This window comes from Streptomyces sp. NBC_00435 (genome assembly GCF_036014235.1).
GTDB lineage: Bacteria > Actinomycetota > Actinomycetes > Streptomycetales > Streptomycetaceae > Streptomyces.
In genome coordinates, this window is record NZ_CP107924.1 from 6,874,214 (window position 1) to 6,892,432 (window position 18,219).

The window sequence follows — 18,219 nt, forward strand, 5'->3', positions numbered from 1 at the left end:
ATCCCGACAGCGCGCCCGCGGCCGGCAGTCGGACCGCCGCCCGAGCGGCTTCTCCAGCTTTGCCCAGGCGGAGGGCCGCAGCCCCGGTACCAGCGGCCCGTGCTGCCCGAGGTCGACGGGCGGGATCAGAGCTCGGTGACGCTGCCGTCCTCGACCCGCAGCCGGCGGGTCACGTGGACCGCGTCGAGCATCCGGCGGTCGTGCGTGACCAGCAGCAGGGTGCCCTCGTAGGCTTCCAGGGCGGACTCCAGCTGCTCGATCGCCGGAAGGTCGAGGTGGTTGGTGGGCTCGTCCAGCACCAGCAGGTTCACCCCGCGCCCCTGCAGCAGCGCCAGCGCCGCCCGGGTGCGCTCGCCGGGGGAGAGGGTCGCCGCCGGGCGGGTCACGTGCGCCGCCTTCAGGCCGAACTTGGCCAGCAGGGTGCGGACTTCGGCCGGCTCGGTGTCGGGCACGGCCGCGCAGAAGGCTTCCAGGAGTGGCTCATCGCCGAGGAACAGGCCACGTGCTTGGTCGACTTCACCGACCAGCACGCCCGAACCGAGGGTGGCGGAGCCCGAGTCCGGCGCCAGCCGGCCGAGGAGCACGGCCAGCAGGGTCGACTTCCCGGCCCCGTTGGCGCCGGTGATGGCGACCCGGTCGGCCCAGTCGATCTGCAGACTGGCCGGACCGAACCCGAAGTCCCCGCGCCGCACCGCCGCTTCGCGCAGGGTGGCCACCACTGAGCCGGAGCGCGGGGCCGCCGCGATCTCCATGCGCAGCTCCCACTCCTTGCGCGGCTCGTCGACCACGTCGAGGCGCTCGATCGCGCGCTGCGTCTGGCGGGCCTTGGAGGCCTGCTTCTCGCTCGCCTCGCTCCGGAACTTCTTGCCGATCTTGTCGTTGTCGGTGGCCTTGCGGCGGGCGTTCTTGACGCCCTTGTCCATCCAGCCCCGCTGCATCGCGGCCCGGCCCTCCAGCGCGGACCGCTTGTCGGCGTACTCGTCGTACTCCTCGCGGGCGTGGTCGCGGGCCCGCTCGCGCTCCTCCAGGTAGGCGTCGTAGCCGCCGCCGTAGAGGTTGATCTGCTGCTGGGCCAGGTCCAGTTCGAGGACCTTGGTGACGGTGCGCGTGAGGAACTCGCGGTCGTGGCTGATGACGACCGTGCCGGCGCGCAGCCCCTTCACGAACTGCTCGAGGCGCTCCAGACCGTCGAGGTCGAGGTCGTTGGTCGGCTCGTCCAGCAGGAAGACGTCGTAGCGGGACAGCAGGAGCGAGGCCAGTCCGGCGCGGGCGGCCTGGCCGCCGGAGAGCGCGGTCATCGGCAGGTCGAGACCCACCGCCAGCCCGAGGTCGTCGGCGACCTCCTGGGCCCGCTCGTCGAGGTCGGCGCCGCCGAGGTTCAGCCACTGGTCGAGGGTCTCCGCGTACGCGTCGTCCGCGCCCGGCGTGCCGTCCACCAGGCCCTGCGTCGCCGCGTCGAGCGCGGCCTGCGCCGCGGCCACGCCGGTGCGCCGGGCCAGGAACTCGCGGATCGACTCGCCGGGGCGCCGCTCGGGCTCCTGGGGGAGGTGCCCGACGGCGGCGGTGGGCGGGGAGAGGCGCAGCTCACCGGTCTCGGGAGCGTCCAGCCCGGCGAGCATCCGCAGCAGGGTGGACTTCCCGGCGCCGTTGACGCCGACGAGGCCGATGACGTCGCCGGGCGCGACGACGAGGTCGAGATCGGCGAAGAGCGTGCGCTCACCGTGCGCGGCGGTGAGCTTCTTGGCGACGAGGGTTGCAGTCATGATCTGCCGATCCTATCCGCGCCCCGGCCCTCCGGGTCCCGGGGCCGGGGAGCGGTGCTGCCCGGCCCGCGGCCTCAGGCGCCGAGCAGCCGCAGGCCCGCCCACAGGGCCGTCACCGCTGCGGCGAGCGCCGGGACCGTGGTCAGCAGGCCGAGCCGGGTGAAGTCCCCGAGCCGTACGCCGTCGTACCCGTCCTTGTGCAGGATCCGCCGCCACAGCAGCGTGGCCAGCGATCCCGCGTACGTCAGGTTCGGCCCGATGTTCACCCCGATCAGCACCGCCAGCACCGGCCCCGCACCACCAGCCGAAGCCACTGGGAGCAGGGCGAGCACCGCGGGCAGGTTGTTGATCAGGTTGGCCAGTACGGCGGCCGCGGCCGCCACCGCGAGCAGCGCGGGCAGGGAGTCCCCGGCCGGGGTCATCCACTCCAGCCCGGCCCCCAGCCCGTGGTCCACGACCGCGCGCACCACCACACCCAGCGCCAGCACGAACAGGCAGAAGGCGGGCGCCGCCGAGGCCAGGATCCGGACCGGGGTGGTCTCCCGCCGCCGCAGCGCCCGTACGGCCAGGACGAGCGTGCCCGCGAGCGCCGCCCACGCGGGGCTCGCCCCGGCGAAGGAGGCGAGTGCGAAGCCGGCCAGGGTCAGCGCGAGCACACCGGCCGCGAACCGGGGCAGCGGCGCGGGGTCCGCGGCTTCCGGGACGTGCTCCGGGGCAGCCGCCAGGTCGCGCCGGAAGAAGCGGCGGAAGACCGCGTACTCCACCCCGATCGCCGCCAGCCACGGCAGGGTCATGAGCACCGCGAAGCGGGTGAAGGACAGCCCGCTCGCGGCGAAGGCGAGCAGGTTCGTGAGGTTGGAGACCGGCAGGAGGAGCGAGGCCGAGTTGGCCAGGTGCGCGGTGGCGTAGACGTGCGGCCGCGGCCGGGCCCCCAGCCGGGAGGCCGTGGCCAGCACCACCGGGGTCAGCAGCACCACCGTCGCGTCCAGGCTCAGCGCGGCCGTGACGACCGAGGCGACGGCGAACACCCCGCCGAGCAGCGCCACCGGCCCCCGCCCCGCCGCCCGCCGGGCCACGGCGGCGCCGGCGGCCCGGAAGAGTCCCTCGTCGGCGCAGAGCTGGGCCAGCGCCAGGATCACCGCGAGGAACCCGACCACCGGCAGCAGCTCGCGCACCTGCGCCCACGCGTCGGCGGCCGGTACGACGCCGAGTACGACGAGCAGCCCGGCCGCGGGCACGGCAGCGGAGGCCTCGGGCAGCCCGCGCGGACGCAGTACGGCGAAGGCCAGCACGCCGAGGAGGAGGACGACGGAGAGGGACGCGGCGACGAGGGGATTCAGGACGGGCTCCGGAGCGGGGAGGGGAGGACGGGGTGGGGCAGGGCCGGACACGGGACCCGTGGCGGCGGGCCTGGCGCCGCAGCTGCGGTGCGGGCGGCGCCACGGCACGGTGCCGGACGCCAGGCTAGACGTGCGGCCGGGCACGGTGCCGGACGGGACCCCGGGCAGCCGGTCCGCGGCAGGATCATGACAGGGCCGTTCCATGGCCGGATAGGAGGGATCCGCGTCATTGCGGCCATGGGTCGCGGTGTCACACGATGAGGTCATGTCACCCCGAAACGTGCTCGTCCTCCTCTACGACGGCGTGCAGAGCCTGGATGTCACGGGACCGATGGAGGTGTTCTCCGGCGCCGACCGCCACGCCGGGCCGGCGCGGTACGTGCTGCGGACCGTCTCCCTGGGCGGCACACCGGTCCGCGCGAGCAGCGGGCTCGGACTGGTACCGGACGGGGACCTGGAGAACGAGCGCCCGGGCGCCGGGACCACTCTGCTGGTGCCCGGGGGCCGGTACAGGGGGGACTTCGAGCCAAGACTCACCGACTGGCTCCGCGCGCACGGGGGTCGCGCGGAGCGCCTGGTGTCGGTCTGCACCGGAGGGCTGCTGCTGGCCGAGGCCGGGCTGCTGGACGGGCGGCGCGCGACCACGCACTGGTACGTGTGCGACCGGATGGCCCGGGACTACCCGGCCGTCACGGTCGAACCCGACCCGATCTACGTCCGGGACGGACCGGTGGCCACCTCGGCCGGGGTCACGGCCGGCATCGACCTGGCGCTGGCACTGGTGGAGGAGGACCACGGGAGGCGGCTCGCGCTGTCCGTGGCGCGCCATCTGGTGGTCTTCCTGCGGCGGCCCGGGAACCAGGCGCAGTTCAGCGTGCAGCTCGCGGCGCAGACGGCACTGCGGGAGCCGCTGCGGGACGTGCAGCACTGGATCACCGAGCACCCGGGGGAGGACCTGAGCGTGGACGCGTTGGCGGCGCGGGCCGCGCTGTCCCCGCGGCACTTCGCGCGGGCCTTCCAGGCGGAGACCGGGGTGACGCCGGGGCGGTACGTGGAGCGGGTACGGGTGCAGCACGCGCGGCGGCTGCTGGAGGAGGGCGGCGAGGGCGTCGCCCAGATCTCCCGGGCCTGCGGCTACGGCAACCCGGAGGCCCTGCGCCGGGCGTTCGTGAAGACCCTGGGTCAGTCCCCGGCCGAGTACCGCCGCCGTTTCGGCACCCCCGACTGACGGCCGGCCCGCCCGCCCGGCGGACGAACCGCACCCCGCCAGGGCGCCGGTCCCGGACCGTCCCGATCGCGACACCACAGCAACGCGACACCACCGCGGCACGACAGCGCCAGAACCCGGTAACCCGACAACCGCTCCGGAGGAGCCATGCAGATCGCCGTACTGCTCTACGACGGATTCACCGCACTCGACGCCGTCGGGCCCTTCGACACCCTCGGCCGGCTCCCGGGCGCCGAGACCGTCTTCGTGTCCGAGCGGCCGGGTCCCGTACGGAACGACAACGGGCTGCTCGCACTCGTCGCCGGGAAGGGACTCGACGAGGTGACGCGCCCCGACATCCTCGTCGTCCCCGGCGGGCCGTCCTCCGACGCGGAGATGAAGAACCCCGTCCTCCTCGACTGGCTGCGCACGGTCGACGCCTCCACCACCTGGACCACCTCCGTCTGTACCGGCTCGACGCTGCTCGCCGCCGCCGGCCTGCTCGACGGGCGGCGGGCCACCAGCCACTGGCTGTACCTGGACCGGCTGCCCCCGTACGGAGCGGAGCCCACCGGGGAGCGGGTGGTCTTCGACGGGAAGTACGTGACGGCGGCCGGGGTGTCCTCGGGGATCGACATGGGGCTCGCCCTCCTCGGCCGCATCGCCGGGGACGAGTTCGCGCAGACCGTGCAGCTCATGACCGAGTACGATCCGCAGCCGCCCTACGACGCCGGTTCCCCGCAGAAGGCGCCCGCCGAAATCGTCGCGCGGCTGCGCGAGTTCACCCCCGCGGCGGAGTCCAGGTAAAGGCGGGCGCGCGCCGCTCCAGGAACGCGGCGACCCCCTCCGCGACGTCGCCGCTTCCGGCGGCCTGGGCCGCCCAGTGGGCGGCCCGGTCCGTGCGGCCGTCCGTGAACTCCTTCGCGGAGGCCTGCGTGAGCTGCGAGCGCGTGGCCAGGATCCGCGTGAACTCCGCCACCCGCTTCGCCAGTTGGCCGGCCGGCAGCAGCTCGTCCAGCAGGCCCGTGCGCAGCGCCCGCTCGGCGTCGATCAACTCCGCGGAAAAGAGCAGGTACTTGGCGGTCGACTGCCCCACGAGGGACGCCAGCCTCCGCGTGGACGAGGGCGGGTACACGATGCCCAGCTTCGCCGGGGTCACGCCGAACGACGCCCCCTCCTCCGCGAAGCGCAGATCACAGGCGGCGGCGAGCTGGCTCCCGCCGCCCACGCAGAAGCCGCGGATCGCGGCGAGTGTCGGCTTGGGGAAGGCGGCCAGCGCCTCCTCCGCCGCCACGGCCAGGGCCTGCGGATCGTCGTCCCCCGTCAGGGAGGAGATGTCGGCCCCCGCGCAGAACGTCTCGCCGGCCCCCGTCAGGACCAGGACCCGTACGGCGGGATCGGCCGCGAGCCCGGCCAGCAGCTCCGGCAGGCCGCGCCACATCGCCGCCGTCATGGCGTTGCGCTTGGCGGGGTGCGAGATCACGACGGTGGCGACCCCGTCGTCGACGGAGGAGAGGAGGGCTGCGTCCATGCGCCGGATGCTATCCCGGACGGTCAAACCTATGATCAAAAGACCGGTACCCGGCAGCTCGGTGGACCGGCAGTCGGGAAATCCGTCCGGGGGGTGCTGAAAGGTGGCGCGTCCATGGGCGCAGACCGTACCGAGCGTGCGGACCGTAATGGTCCCCGGGCCATGGAGGGCGACAAGAAGAAGGTCAGCCGCAGCTTCGGGGTGATGGCCCTGCTCGGGGTGCTCCTGGTGCTGGCCGGGCTGGTGGGCCTCGTCTACACCGGCGTCGCCACCCTGACCACGATGTTCCTCTTCGGCTGGCTCCTGCTGGCCGGCGGTGTCGTGGGCCTGCTCCAGGCGATCCAGTCCCGCAAGAGCAACTACTTCTGGCTCGCCGTCATCGTCGCCGCGATCAACATCGCGGCCGGCTTCGTGATCCTGCGCCGCCCCGAGGCGAGCGCCGAGGCGCTGACCATGTTCGCCGCGCTGCTGTTCCTCACCGGCGGGGTGTTCCGGCTGGCCGGCGCCGTCGTGGTGCGCGGAGCCCACCTCGGGCTGACCCTCGTCCAGGGGGCCTTCGGCATCCTGCTGGGGCTCCTGATCCTCGCCAACTGGCCCGGCAGCAGTCTGTACGTGATCGGAACGTTCTTCTCCCTCGCGCTGCTGTTCGACGGTCTGAGTCTGATCGCCGTGGGCATGGGAGCCCGCCGCATCCTGGGCTTGGTCAGGGAGGACGAGGTTCCGTTGACCCCGGGAGGGACGGGGGACGTAGTGACCGAACCGCGCGAGGCGGCCGGGAACTGGCCTCCAGAAGATCAGGAACGGTCGAACAACTGACTCTGTCATACGCCAGTGGTCAGAAAGTGTCCGATTGATGCTGACTTCTGGTCAGTGGTCCGGGCCGGAGCCCCGTGGTCCCCACTCTTGACGTGTGCAGACGATCGAGCGTGAAGACGGGGGCCGGGAAATGGATGTCAGCGGGAGCGTCCCGCCAGTCAAGGGGGACGAGCCGGAGGTCGCGGCCGCCCCCCTCGCCTACGAGGGAGTGTGGCGATTCACGGCTCCCGCCGTAGAAGAATCCGTTCCGCAGGCCCGCCGCGCGGTCCGTGACCTGCTCGGCCGCCAGCGGGTGCCGGCGGACCGGGACCTGGTCTACTCCCTGCTGCTGATCGTCTCCGAACTGGTGACGAACTCGGTCCGGCACGCGGCCCTGCTCTCGCCGGAGGTCGCGGTCGAGGTCGCCATCGGCCGGGAGTGGGTACGGGTGGCGGTCGAGGACAACCACCCGTACCGCCCGAAGGCGCTGGAGGCCGATTTCGGCCAGACCGGCGGCCGGGGGCTCCTCCTCGTCAGGGAGATCACGCTGGAGGCCGGCGGGGTCTGCGACGTGGAACACACTTCTACGGGCGGCAAGGTGATCTGGGCGGCCCTGCCGCTCACCGGGGCGGCCGCCTCACCGGCCGCCACCCCGACCTCCGCGGTCTGAGGAGCCCGCACGCACCGGCGTACCGGCTACCAGCCCGCCGCGTCACCCGTGAGCTCGCGGATCGCCGGCCGGGCCGCGTCCAGCACGGTCATGAACCAGGCCGAGAAAGGCACCTCGGCGTGCCGCTTCACCAGCTCCTCGGCGGTCACGAAGGCCGTGTCAGCGATCTCCTCCGGATCCGGCCGCAGAGCCGCCTGCGCGAGTCCCACGAACAGGTGGTTGTACTCCTGCTCCACCAGCCCCGACGCCGGGTCCGGATGGTTGTAGCGCACCGTCCCCGCCTGCGCGAGCAGTGAGGGCGAAAGCCCCAGCTCCTCGTGGGTCCGCCGGGCCGCGGCCGCGAACGGCGACTCCCCGGGGTAGGGGTGACCGCAACACGTGTTCGACCAGACGCCGGGGGAGTGGTACTTCCCGAGGGCGCGCTGCTGGAGCAGCAGCCGGCCCTGCTCGTCGAAGAGGAACACGGAGAACGCCCGGTGCAGCTGACCGGGCGCCTGATGGGCGGAGAGCTTCTCCGCCGTGCCGATGGTGTTGCCGGACTCGTCGACCAGTTCGAGCATGATCGGCTCTTGAGCGCCGGTGCCGGTGGTCGCGCTGTTCGCGGCGGTGGCTGGTGTGGTCGGCATACCCATCCTTCGCTTCGGACTTCGACCTTCAGTCTGCCGTACAAAAGAGGTTTGTCCGCACTTCGGCGATCCGCGCATGTCTGCCCCCCGCCGCGTGATAAGCGGCGCAGGGCAGACCGCTCACCTGCTTCAGACTCCGAAGGGTGCCGGGTACTTGATCGTGCCCGTCGGGACCGGTGCGGAATCGTCGAGGACCAGCGCCATCATCGCCTCGTCGGGTACGTCGAAGGGTGCCCGGATCCCGAAGTGCGAGGCCGGCGCGAACCCGAAACGCGCGTAGTACGCGGGATGCCCGAGGACGAGCACCAGCTTCTCCCCGCGCCCCGCGGCGGCCGCGAGCAGCGCCCGTACGACCGCACTGCCGGCGCCCGAGCGCTGGACCGCGGGGCCGGCGGCCACCGGCGCGAGTGCGAGGGCCGGCGCCCCGTCCACCTCGCACCGGGTCAGCAGGGCGTGCGCCGCGACCGACCCGTCCGGGCCCTCGGCCACGTAGGAGAGCCCGGGCAGCCAGGAGACGTCGGCACGCAGCGCGTCCACGAGATCGGCCTCGGCCGGGGTCCCGAAGGCGGCCGAGTTCAGCGCGTGCAGGGCGGCCGCGTCCGCGGCGTTCTCGGGGCGGACGGGCCAGGCGCCGCCGTCCCCGGCCGTCACTGGGCGCAGGACGTAGGCCGTGTACCCGTACTCGTGCCCGTGCCGCTCCCGTACGGCGACCTCCTCGCGTACGAAGCCCAGCGCGGCCGCGGCCTCCGGCCCGGAGGGCTCCGGAGCCCGGGCCGCCCGCTCGCCGAGCGGGCCGTAGTAGGCGGCCCAGTCGGAGTCGGGCTGCCGGTGGACGGCGAGCACCTGGTACCCGGCGGCCTGGACGGCGGCCAGGTTGCGGGCGGTGGAGCGCAGCGCGTAGTGCGGGTCCCAGAAGGCGCGGACCCCGGTGGAGGGCTCGGGGACGGTCCATTCGCATTCGCTCAGCACCAGGGTGCCGCCGGGGGCGAGGAGCCGCTTCCACCGCGCGAGCGCGGTGGCGAAGCCGATGTTGTAGGCGGAACCCTCGGCCCATACGAGGTCGAAGGAACCATCCTGATGGGGGAGGGCGCCCATGTCCGCCTTGACGGCATGGACCCGACCGGCGAGCCCGCGGGCCGCGGCAGCCGTACGGAGCTCGTCGAGGAAGCCGTCGTTGAGATCGACGGCCGTGACCTCGGCGCCCCGGCTTCCCGCCTCGGCGGCGAGCAGCAGGGCGGCGGCACCCGGACCGCAGCCCAGGTCCAGGACGCGCGGCCGCACGGGCAGCGGTCCGCACAGGGACAGCAGGTGGCGGGTGGTCGCGTCGGAACCGGGGGACTGCCGGGGCAGGCCGCGGTGCAGCTCGAAGAACGCCTCGAAGAAGAGGTCGCTCCGGGTGCTGAAGTCGGTGGTGTAGGGGTTGCTGGTGTTAGCGGTGTTGTCGCTGTGGTCGGTCAACGTGAACCCTTGAAAGGGGGCTCCGGCCGATCCGGGGCACACCCCAGCGCCAGCTGGGGGCAGTAGCTGCGATCAGTGCGATCAGGCCCGGCCGGACGCCCGGAAGGAGAGGGGGACGTACCGGAGTTCGCTGCGCTGGGCGGCGACGCCTGCGACGGTCATCAACCCCACCTCTTTCTCTGTTCCGTGACGTTCGGGCGGTTAGCACACTTTTGCGGCACTCGTACCTGTCTGCGGCGAGCCTAACAGCAGCCGGGGCCGGGGCGGTTTGTGATCGCTCCTTCTCATCGTCAATGATGATCGGAACGGGGCCCACTGCACCGTGATTTTCGGCTTATCGGGGCGTAAACGGGCGGTGAACCCCTGCTTCCGTTCATCCGATAGCCTCTGCCGACGTGCCGCCGCCCCATCGGGCGTGCGCGTTCCCGTGTTCGTGCAAGGAGTGAGTTCGTCTGCCGACCGTCATCCTTACCGGCCTGCCGGTGCCCGGATCAGCGCTCGCCGACGAGCTGCGCTCCCTCGGCTTCGACGTCCGCCCCGCCGCCACCCCGCCGGACACCGCCGCCGCGCTGGCGCTCGTACCCGCCGACCAGCGGGTGGCCGTCGTGGACAGCGAGTTCGTCGGGCACGTGCACGCACTGCGCCTCGCGCTGACCGACCCGCGGTTCGACGCCTGCGCCGTCACCGGGGCATTCGCCGTCCAGCCCGGCGCACGCGCGGCCCTGGACCGGGCCGCCGCGCTCGACGCGTCCGCCCCCGTGGGCAACGGCCCGTACCCCGACCGGCTCGCCGCCGCCGCCGAGGCGGCCGGCACCCCCGTCCACCGCCCCGAGCTGGGCACCCTCGTCGCCGCCGTCCCCCGGACCGCCGCCGAGCGCGACACGGTGGCCGCCGCGGTGGGCGCCGTCGACGACGAGGCCGCACGGCTGCGCACCGCCGTGAAGTCCCGCGACGGGTTCTTCACCACCTTCTTCATCAGCCCGTACTCGCGCTACATCGCCCGCTGGTGCGCGCGCCGCGGCCTGACCCCCAACCAGGTCACCACTGCCTCGCTGATCACCGCGCTGATCGCGGCCGGCTTCGCCGCCACCGGTGACCGCTGGGGCTACGTGGCGGCCGGTGTGCTGCTCCTCGTCTCCTTCGTACTGGACTGCACGGACGGGCAGCTCGCCCGCTACTCGCTCCAGTACTCGACGATGGGCGCCTGGCTCGACGCCACCTTCGACCGCGCGAAGGAGTACTCCTTCTACGCGGGCCTCGCGCTCGGCGCGGCCAGGAACGGGGACGACGTCTGGGCCCTGGCCCTGGGGTCCATGATCCTGATGACCTGCCGCCACGTCGTGGACTTCGCCTTCAACGAGGCCAACCACGACGCCATGGCCAATACGAGCCCCACCGCGGCCCTGTCCGACAAGCTCGACAGCGTCGGCTGGACGGTCTGGGTGCGGCGCATGATCATCCTCCCGATCGGTGAGCGCTGGGCCATGATCGCGGTGCTGACCGCCGTGACCACCCCCCGGATCGTCTTCTACGCCCTGCTCGCCGGCTGCGCCTTCGGCGCGCTCTACACCACCGCCGGCCGGGTCCTGCGCTCCCTGACCCGCAAGGCGACCCGTACCGACAGGGCCGCCCAGGCCCTCGCCGACCTCGCCGACTCGGGTCCCCTCGCCGAGCTGGCCGCCCGCGTCACGGGCCGCCCGGCGCCGTCGCTGCGCCTGCTCTTCGCCGTGCTCGGCTCGGCCCTGGTGGTCTCGGCCGCCTGGATCGAGCCGTTCGGCTCCTGGAAGGTCGTCTCCGCCGCACTGCTCTACGCCGTGCTCAGCGGCAGCGTGGTCTCGCGGCCGCTCAAGGGCGCACTCGACTGGCTGGTCCCGCCGCTGTTCCGGGCCGCCGAATACCTCACGGTCATGGGGCTCGCCGTCAGGGCGGACGTCCCCGGGGCCCTTCCGGCGGCATTCGGACTGGTCGCGGCGGTCGCCTACCATCACTACGACACGGTCTACCGCATCCGCGGTGGCACCGGCGCGCCCCCGCACTGGCTGGTGCGGACGACCGGCGGGCACGAGGGCCGGGTGCTGCTGACCGCGGTCCTGGCCTCCGTCCTGGCGTCGCGCGCCGTGGACTTCCCCGTCGCGCTCACGGCCCTGGCCGTGTTCGTGGCACTCGTGGTGCTCGTGGAGAGCATCCGCTTCTGGGTTTCCTCCGGGGCACCCGCCGTACATGACGAAGGAGAACCAGCATGATCGGCCTCGTCCTCGCTGCCGGTGCCGGACGCCGCCTGCGTCCCTACACCGACACCCTGCCCAAGGCCCTCGTGCCCGTCGGCCCCGAAGGCGACGAGGAGAGCATCACGGTCCTCGACCTGACGCTCGGCAACTTCGCCGAGGTCGGTCTGACCGAGGTCGCCGTCGTCGTCGGCTACCGCAAGGAAGCCGTGTACGAGCGCCGGGAGGCGCTGGAGGCCAAGTACGGCGTCAAGATCACGCTGATCGACAACGACAAGGCCGAGGAGTGGAACAACGCCTACTCCCTGTGGTGCGCGCGTGAGGTCCTCAAGCAGGGTGTGATCCTCGCCAACGGCGACACCGTCCACCCCGTCTCGGTCGAGAAGACCCTCCTCGCCGCCCGCGGCAACGGCCAGAAGATCATCCTCGCCCTCGACACGGTCAAGCAGCTGGCCGACGAGGAGATGAAGGTCATCGTCGACGGTGACAAGGGCGTCCAGCGGATCACCAAGCTGATGGACCCGGCCACCGCCACCGGCGAGTACATCGGCGTCACCCTGATCGAGCCGGAGGCCGCCGAGGCGCTGGCCGAGGCCCTGAAGACCACCTTCGAGCGCGACCCCGACCTCTACTACGAGGACGGTTACCAGCAGCTCGTCAACGACGGCTTCACCATCGACGTGGCTCCCATCGGTGACGTCAAGTGGGTCGAGATCGACAACCACGACGACCTCGCCAAGGGCCGGACGATCGCATGCCAGTACTGACGAGGCTGATCCCCTCGCCCCTCGTCGTCGACATCAGTCGCGGGGCGATGGACGACCTGGCCGGACTCCTGGCCGACCAGCGGATCTCCGCCTCCGGCAAGCTCGCCATCGCGATCAGCGGAGGTTCCGGCGTGGCGCTGCGCGCCAAGCTGGAGCCCGTACTGCCGCACGCCGACTGGTACCCCGTCGTCGACGGGACCATCGACTCGGCGGTCAAGCTGGCCGACGACATAAAGGGCCGCCGCTACGACGCGGTCGTGGGCCTGGGCGGCGGGAAGATCATCGACGTGGCGAAGTACGCCGCGGCGCGGGTCGGGCTGCCCATGGTGGCCGTCGCCACCAACCTGGCGCACGACGGGATCTGCTCACCGGTCGCCACCCTGGACAACGACAACGGCCGGGGCTCCTACGGGGTCCCCACGCCGATCGCCATGGTGATCGACCTCGACGTGATCCGCGACGCCCCGGTGCGGTTCGTCCGCTCGGGCATCGGCGACGCGCTCTCCAACATCTCCGCCATCGCCGACTGGGAGCTCTCGCACGAGATCACCGGCGAGGCCGTGGACGGCCTGGCGGCCGCGATGGCCCGCACCGCGGGCCAGTCCGTGCTGCGCCACCCCGGCGGCTGCGGCGACGACGAGTTCCTCACCGTGCTCTCCGAGGCGCTCGTCCTCACCGGCATCGCCATGTCGATCAGCGGTGACACCCGTCCCGCCTCGGGCGCCTGCCACGAGATCAGCCACGCCTTCGATCTCCTCTACCCGGGACGCTCCGCGCTCCACGGCGAGCAGGTCGGCATCGGCGCCGCCTTCGCCATGCACCTGCGTGGGGCCCAGGAGCAGTCCGGGCTCTTCGTCGAGGTGCTGAGCCGGCACGGCCTGCCCGTTCTCCCCGAGGAGATCGGCTTCAGCGTCGACGAGTTCGTCGCGGCCGTCGAGTACGCCCCCCAGACCCGCCCGGGACGTTTCACGATCCTGGAGCACCTCAACTTGTCCGCAGCCGAGATCAGGGACGCTTACGCCGACTATGCCAAGACCATCCGTAGCTGAACTCCGGCCCGTCGTTCACCCGCCGGGCGTCAAGGACCGGCGCAGTGGCGAGCACTGGGGCGGACGCCTCTACATGCGCGAGATCTCCCTGCGCATCACCCGCGTCCTGGTCACCACCGAGGTCACGCCGAACCAGCTGACCTACGTGATGACCGTCGCCGGCGTGCTCGCGGCCCCGGCCCTGCTGGTGCCGGGCGTCTGGGGCGCCGTCCTCGGTGTCGTGGCGGTCCAGATGTACCTGCTGCTCGACTGCGTCGACGGCGAGGTCGCCCGCTGGAAGAAGCAGTTCTCGCTCTCCGGCGTGTACCTGGACCGGGTCGGCGCCTACCTGTGCGACGCGGCGGTCCTGGTCGGCTTCGGCCTGCGCGCCTCGGACCTGTGGGGCAGCGGGCGCATCGACTGGCTGTGGGCGTTCCTGGGCACCCTCGCGGCGCTCGGCGCGATCCTGATCAAGGCCGAGACCGACCTGGTCGGCGTGGCCCGGCACCAGGTCGGCAAGGAGCCGGTGAAGGAAGCGGCGTCCGAGCCGCGCTCGTCCGGCATGGCGCTCGCCCGCCGGGCCGCCTCGATGCTGAAGTTCCACCGGCTGATCCTCGGCATCGAGGCATCCCTGCTCATCCTGGTGCTGGCGATCCTGGACCAGGTCCGCGGCGATCTGTACTTCTCCCGGCTCGGTGTCGCCGTGCTGGCCGGCATCGCGCTGCTCCAGACGCTGCTGCACCTGGTCTCGGTCCTGGCCTCCAGCAGGCTCAAGTGACGTCGCCGGTGCGGCTGGGCGCCGTCATCATCACCATGGGCAACCGCCCCGACGAGCTCAAGGCGCTCCTCGACTCGGTGGCCCGGCAGGACGGAGCACCGGTCGAGGTGGTCGTCGTGGGCCAGGGCGTACCGCTCACCGGCCTGGCCGACCCGGCGGCGGGCGTGCGCACCGTCGCACTGCCCGAGAACCTGGGCATCCCCGGCGGCCGCAACGTCGGCATCGAGGCCTTCCGTTCCGGTGACGGCGCGGGCTTCGACGTGGACGTCCTGCTCTTCCTCGACGACGACGGACTGCTGGAGCGCACCGACACCGCCGAGCTGTGCCGGCAGGCCTTCACCGAGGATCCGGAGCTCGGGATCATCAGCTTCCGGATCGCCGATCCCGAGACCGGTGAGACCCAGCGCCGTCACGTGCCCCGGCTGCGGGCCTCCGACCCGATGCGCTCCTCGCGCGTGACCACCTTCCTGGGCGGCGCCAACGCCGTCCGCTCGACGGTGTTCGAGCAGGTGGGCAACCTTCCGGGGGAGTTCTTCTACGCGCACGAGGAGACCGATCTGGCCTGGCGGGCGCTCGACGCCGGGTGGCTGATCGACTACCGGGCGGACATGGTGCTCCTGCACCCCACCACGGCCCCATCCCGCCACGCGGTCTACCACCGTATGGTGGCCCGCAACCGGGTATGGCTCGCCCGCCGCAACCTGCCTGCCCCGCTGGTCCCGGTCTACGTGGGCGTCTGGCTCCTGCTGACGCTCCTGCGCAGGCCCTCCGGTCCGGCGCTCAAGGCCTGGTTCGGGGGGTTCAAGGAGGGGTGGACCACCTCCTGCGGTCCCCGGCGCCCCATGAAATGGCGCACGGTCTGGCGGCTGACCCGGCTGGGCCGACCGCCTGTCATCTGACACGTTCGGGTCTGAGACCATGGCGCGATCACGTTCCGACCGACTCAGGCCCGATGCCACCTTCTGCCGCATCATGAAGACGGAAAGTTTCATCTTGTGAGTGACACAACCCAGGACGGCGCCCTCGCCACGAGCAGGCCGCTGTCCGAAGACGCGGGGCTGAGCTCCGCGGAGCTCGCCAGGAAGTACGGCCTGTCCGTCAGCGGGGCCCGCCCCGGTCTGACCCAGTACGTGCGCGAGCTGTGGGACCGGCGCCACTTCATCATGGCGTTCTCCCGGGCGAAGCTGGTAGCGCAATACAGCCAGGCGAAGCTCGGTCAGATCTGGCAGGTGGCGACCCCACTGCTGAACGCGCTGGTCTACTACCTGATCTTCGGCCTGATCCTGAACGCCGGCAAGGGCATCCACAAGGACGACTACATCCCCTTCCTGGTGATCGGCGTCTTCGTCTTCACCTTCACGCAGAGCTCGCTGATGGCGGGTGTCAGAGCCATCCCGGGCAACATCGGCCTGGTCCGCGCCCTGCACTTCCCGCGCGCCTCGCTGCCGATCTCCTTCTCGCTCCAGCAGCTCCAGCAGCTGCTGTTCTCGATGATCGTCGTGTTCGTCGTCACGATGGCCTTCGGGAACTACCCGAGACTGTCCTGGCTGCTGGTGATCCCGGCGCTGGTCCTGCAGTTCGGATTCAACACCGGCCTCGCGCTGATCTTCGGACGGATGGGTTCCAAGACCCCCGACCTCGCGCAGCTCATGCCGTTCGTCACGCGTACGTGGATGTACGCCTCCGGCGTCATGTTCTCGATCAGCGAGATGCTCAAGGGCAAGCCCCAGTGGATCTCGGACGCGCTCCAGTGGAACCCGGCCGCGATCTACATGGACCTGATCCGCTACGCGCTCATCGACGGGTACGGCCGGGAGAACCTGCCGCCGCACGTCTGGGCCTTCGCCGTCGGCTGGGCCGTGCTGATCGGCCTCGGCGGCTTCGTGTACTTCTGGAAGGCTGAGGAGCGTTACGGCCGTGGCTGAGAACAACCAGGGGCACGTCCCCACCGTCATCGCCGACGACGTGCACATCGTCTACCGCGTCAACACCGGCAGCTCCGGCAAGGGCAGCGCCACGGCGGCGCTGAGCAAGATAGTCCGCCGGGGCAAGGGCGACGCGCCGGGCGTGCGCCGGGTCCACGCCGTGCGCGGAGTCTCCTTCACGGCGTACCGGGGCGAGGCCATCGGCCTCATCGGATCCAACGGCTCCGGCAAGTCCACCCTGCTGCGCGCCATCGCGGGTCTGCTGCCCTGCGAGTCCGGCAAGGTGTACACCGACGGCCAGCCCTCGCTGCTGGGGGTCAACGCGGCGCTGATGAACGACCTCACCGGTGAGCGCAACGTGGTCCTCGGCGGTCTCGCGATGGGCATGAGCCGCGAGCAGATCAGGGAGCGCTACGAGGACATCGTCGACTTCTCGGGCATCAACGAGAAGGGGGACTTCATCTCCCTGCCGATGCGCACGTACTCCTCCGGTATGGCCGCGCGTCTGCGTTTCTCCATCGCCGCGGCGAAGGACCACGACGTCCTGATGATCGACGAGGCGCTGGCCACCGGTGACCGGAAGTTCCAGGTGCGTTCCGAGGAGCGCATCCGCGAACTGCGAAAGAGCGCCGGCACCGTTTTCCTGGTGAGCCACAACAACAAGTCCATCCGCGACACCTGCGACCGGGTGCTGTGGCTGGAGCGGGGCGAACTCCTGATGGACGGGCCCACCGAGGAAGTCGTCTCGGCGTACGAGAAGGCGACCAGCTGACGGATTCCCACCGACGGCCCCCACCGCGTCCGGCGGCGGGGGCCGCGGCATGCCGTGCGGAGTCCCGTGCACCGGGACGCTCCCTTTCGCGCGGCGGCGCGCGGGCGACATTCGGTAGTGGAGCGAATACCCGTCGGGCCGTCGCGGCGTTGTACAGCGTAAGCTGGGCCAGTCCTCAATCGCGGGCAAGAGGGGACGATTCCCCGCAGGTGAACAGCCTGGGGAGCCCCGGTGAAAACCCGGCGGCGTGTCCGAAATAGGATGTATTGGGTTGGCAGTGTAGAACGGGAGATGTGACGGCAATGGCTACGGGAATTCTCCGGCCCCCAGGCACGACGGCCGTCCCCGCCCCGGGCGGCGGGCGGTGACCCCGGGGCACGGCATCAGCCACCGGCCGCACGAGCTCCCCGACGCCCCCGCCACCTCCCTCCAGGCCCACCCGGACGCCACCCTCGGCAAGGCGCGATCAGAGAACTTCCCCGTAGCCCCCGTCTTTCTTCCCCGCGCCTGGCGCGGGGGCCTGATGGCGGTCTACGGATGCGCCCGCCTGGTCGACGACATCGGCGACGGTGACCTCGCCCCGGGCGGCCGCGACGCGGTCCTGTTCGGCCTCGACCCCGCGGCCGCGGACGACCGGCTCGCCATGCTCGACGCCTGCGAAGCCGATCTGTGGCGCGTGTTCGGCGGGACCGACGGGCCCCCGCGCCACCCCCTGATGCTGGCCCTGCAACCTGTCGTACGCGCCCACGCGCTCACCCCAGAGCCGTTCCTCGCGCTCATCGAGGCCAACCGCCAGGACCAGCGGGTCGCGCTGTACGGGACGTACGGCGACCTCATCGGCTACTGCGAGCTCTCCGCGCAGCCGGTGGGCCGCCTCGTGCTCGCCCTCACCGGCACCAGCACCCCCGAGCGGATCCGCCGCTCCGACGCCGTCTGCACCGGCCTGCAGATCACCGAACACCTCCAGGACGTCGCCGAGGACCTCGGCCGGGACCGGATCTACCTCCCGGCCGAGGACATGCGCCGTTTCCACGTGACGGAGGCCGACCTCGCGGCACCGTCCGCCGGAGCCTCCGTACGCGCCCTGATCGCCTTCGAGGCCGAACGCGCCCGGGAGTTCCTGAACGAAGGCGTGCCGCTCGTCGGCAGCGTCCACGGAAGGCTGCGGCTGCTGCTCGCGGGCTTCGTGGGAGGCGGGCGCGCCGCCCTGCGAGCCGTCACCGCCGCCGGCTTCGACGTACTGCCCGGCCCGCCCACGCCCACCAGGAGCGGCCTGCTCCGCGAGGTGGCCGCCGTCCTGCGCACAGCGCCGAGAAAGGGGTGAGCCCGACCGT

17 protein-coding genes are annotated in these 18,219 nt (G+C 71.9%); 12 read left to right on the forward strand and 5 right to left on the reverse strand.

Features of this window, described 5'->3' with window-relative positions; genetic code table 11:
- Positions 1–125 precede the first annotated feature (125 nt).
- Both OG389_RS31020 and OG389_RS31025 read right to left on the reverse strand, forming a co-directional pair.
- Positions 126–1,763, reverse strand: coding sequence for an ABC-F family ATP-binding cassette domain-containing protein (locus OG389_RS31020; RefSeq protein ID WP_328301823.1), 1,638 nt, complete (start codon positions 1,761–1,763; stop codon positions 126–128).
- 74 nt (positions 1,764–1,837) lie between these two features.
- Positions 1,838–3,103: an SLC13 family permease gene (locus tag OG389_RS31025; protein WP_328304229.1), complete on the reverse strand. Its 1,266-nt coding sequence runs from the start codon at positions 3,101–3,103 to the stop codon at positions 1,838–1,840.
- Positions 3,104–3,368: 265 nt separating this feature from the next.
- Between OG389_RS31025 and OG389_RS31030 the strand changes: the two genes are divergently transcribed.
- Together OG389_RS31030 and OG389_RS31035 are read left to right on the forward strand one after the other, a co-directional pair.
- Entirely contained in the window at positions 3,369–4,331 is a 963-nt protein-coding gene (locus OG389_RS31030) for a GlxA family transcriptional regulator (protein WP_328301825.1), read from the forward strand.
- Between the two features lie 147 nt (positions 4,332–4,478).
- The gene (locus tag OG389_RS31035; RefSeq protein ID WP_328301827.1) at positions 4,479–5,117 is read left to right on the forward strand and encodes a DJ-1/PfpI family protein; all 639 of its coding nucleotides are present in this window, start codon (positions 4,479–4,481) and stop codon (positions 5,115–5,117) included.
- Here the strand turns inward: OG389_RS31035 and OG389_RS31040 are convergent.
- A complete protein-coding gene (locus tag OG389_RS31040) occupies positions 5,092–5,841 on the reverse strand; it encodes an enoyl-CoA hydratase/isomerase family protein (protein WP_328301829.1) in 750 nt (249 codons plus the stop codon). The two genes, OG389_RS31035 and OG389_RS31040, sit on opposite strands and share 26 nt — an antisense overlap.
- A gap of 162 nt (positions 5,842–6,003) precedes the next feature.
- Between OG389_RS31040 and OG389_RS31045 the strand changes: the two genes are divergently transcribed.
- Positions 6,004–6,657 carry an HdeD family acid-resistance protein gene (locus OG389_RS31045; protein ID WP_328304231.1) on the forward strand — a complete coding sequence of 218 codons (654 nt, stop codon included), beginning with the start codon at positions 6,004–6,006 and terminating at the stop codon, positions 6,655–6,657.
- Positions 6,658–6,751: 94 nt separating this feature from the next.
- Positions 6,752–7,306 carry an ATP-binding protein gene (locus OG389_RS31050; protein ID WP_443059368.1) on the forward strand — a complete coding sequence of 185 codons (555 nt, stop codon included), beginning with the start codon at positions 6,752–6,754 and terminating at the stop codon, positions 7,304–7,306.
- A gap of 26 nt (positions 7,307–7,332) precedes the next feature.
- Here the strand turns inward: OG389_RS31050 and idi are convergent, their stop codons facing one another.
- On the reverse strand, positions 7,333–7,932 hold the full coding sequence (gene idi, locus OG389_RS31055) for an isopentenyl-diphosphate Delta-isomerase (RefSeq protein ID WP_328301831.1): 600 nt from the start codon (positions 7,930–7,932) through the stop codon (positions 7,333–7,335).
- Between the two features lie 129 nt (positions 7,933–8,061).
- Complete coding sequence (locus tag OG389_RS31060) at positions 8,062–9,390, reverse strand: GNAT family N-acetyltransferase (RefSeq protein WP_443059369.1); 1,329 nt, start codon at positions 9,388–9,390, stop codon at positions 8,062–8,064.
- A 452-nt stretch (positions 9,391–9,842) separates the two neighbouring features.
- Between OG389_RS31060 and OG389_RS31065 the strand changes: the two genes are divergently transcribed.
- The 8 genes from OG389_RS31065 (at position 9,843) to hpnC (ending at position 18,209) form a co-directional block, all read left to right on the forward strand.
- Positions 9,843–11,633 carry a DUF5941 domain-containing protein gene (locus tag OG389_RS31065; RefSeq protein WP_328304237.1) on the forward strand — a complete coding sequence of 597 codons (1,791 nt, stop codon included), beginning with the start codon at positions 9,843–9,845 and terminating at the stop codon, positions 11,631–11,633.
- Entirely contained in the window at positions 11,630–12,382 is a 753-nt protein-coding gene (locus OG389_RS31070) for a phosphocholine cytidylyltransferase family protein (RefSeq protein WP_328301833.1), read from the forward strand. Before OG389_RS31065 ends, OG389_RS31070 begins: the two co-directional genes overlap by 4 nt.
- Positions 12,370–13,431 carry an iron-containing alcohol dehydrogenase family protein gene (locus tag OG389_RS31075; RefSeq protein WP_328301834.1) on the forward strand — a complete coding sequence of 354 codons (1,062 nt, stop codon included), beginning with the start codon at positions 12,370–12,372 and terminating at the stop codon, positions 13,429–13,431. The genes OG389_RS31070 and OG389_RS31075 overlap by 13 nt, the downstream gene beginning before the upstream one ends.
- Positions 13,409–14,188: a CDP-alcohol phosphatidyltransferase family protein gene (locus OG389_RS31080; RefSeq protein ID WP_328301836.1), complete on the forward strand. Its 780-nt coding sequence runs from the start codon at positions 13,409–13,411 to the stop codon at positions 14,186–14,188. Before OG389_RS31075 ends, OG389_RS31080 begins: the two co-directional genes overlap by 23 nt.
- A 35-nt stretch (positions 14,189–14,223) precedes the next feature.
- Positions 14,224–15,087, forward strand: a complete 864-nt coding sequence (locus OG389_RS31085) for a glycosyltransferase family 2 protein (RefSeq protein ID WP_443059478.1) — start codon at positions 14,224–14,226, stop codon at positions 15,085–15,087.
- Positions 15,088–15,183: 96 nt separating this feature from the next.
- The gene (locus OG389_RS31090; protein WP_328301840.1) at positions 15,184–16,113 is read left to right on the forward strand and encodes an ABC transporter permease; all 930 of its coding nucleotides are present in this window, start codon (positions 15,184–15,186) and stop codon (positions 16,111–16,113) included.
- Positions 16,106–16,885 (forward strand): ABC transporter ATP-binding protein, encoded by a 780-nt coding sequence (locus OG389_RS31095; RefSeq protein ID WP_328301842.1) that lies wholly within the window; start codon positions 16,106–16,108, stop codon positions 16,883–16,885. The genes OG389_RS31090 and OG389_RS31095 overlap by 8 nt, the downstream gene beginning before the upstream one ends.
- A 382-nt stretch (positions 16,886–17,267) precedes the next feature.
- Positions 17,268–18,209 carry a squalene synthase HpnC gene (gene hpnC, locus OG389_RS31100; protein ID WP_328304239.1) on the forward strand — a complete coding sequence of 314 codons (942 nt, stop codon included), beginning with the start codon at positions 17,268–17,270 and terminating at the stop codon, positions 18,207–18,209.
- The last annotated feature ends 10 nt before the right edge of the window (positions 18,210–18,219 follow it).

Excerpts from the sequence above, each read along its gene's own strand:
- OG389_RS31075 (WP_328301834.1), top strand. The coding sequence starts at position 12,370 with ATGCCAGTACTGACGAGGCTGATCCCCTCGCCCCTCGTCGTCGACATC.
- OG389_RS31080 (WP_328301836.1), top strand. The coding sequence starts at position 13,409 with ATGCCAAGACCATCCGTAGCTGAACTCCGGCCCGTCGTTCACCCGCCG.
- idi (WP_328301831.1), bottom strand. The coding sequence starts at position 7,932 with ATGCCGACCACACCAGCCACCGCCGCGAACAGCGCGACCACCGGCACC.
- OG389_RS31040 (WP_328301829.1), bottom strand. The coding sequence starts at position 5,841 with ATGGACGCAGCCCTCCTCTCCTCCGTCGACGACGGGGTCGCCACCGTC.
- OG389_RS31035 (WP_328301827.1), top strand. The coding sequence starts at position 4,479 with ATGCAGATCGCCGTACTGCTCTACGACGGATTCACCGCACTCGACGCC.
- OG389_RS31085 (WP_443059478.1), top strand. The coding sequence starts at position 14,224 with ATGGGCAACCGCCCCGACGAGCTCAAGGCGCTCCTCGACTCGGTGGCC.
- OG389_RS31020 (WP_328301823.1), bottom strand. The coding sequence starts at position 1,763 with ATGACTGCAACCCTCGTCGCCAAGAAGCTCACCGCCGCGCACGGTGAG.
- OG389_RS31070 (WP_328301833.1), top strand. The coding sequence starts at position 11,630 with ATGATCGGCCTCGTCCTCGCTGCCGGTGCCGGACGCCGCCTGCGTCCC.
- OG389_RS31045 (WP_328304231.1), top strand. The coding sequence starts at position 6,004 with ATGGAGGGCGACAAGAAGAAGGTCAGCCGCAGCTTCGGGGTGATGGCC.
- OG389_RS31030 (WP_328301825.1), top strand. The coding sequence starts at position 3,369 with ATGTCACCCCGAAACGTGCTCGTCCTCCTCTACGACGGCGTGCAGAGC.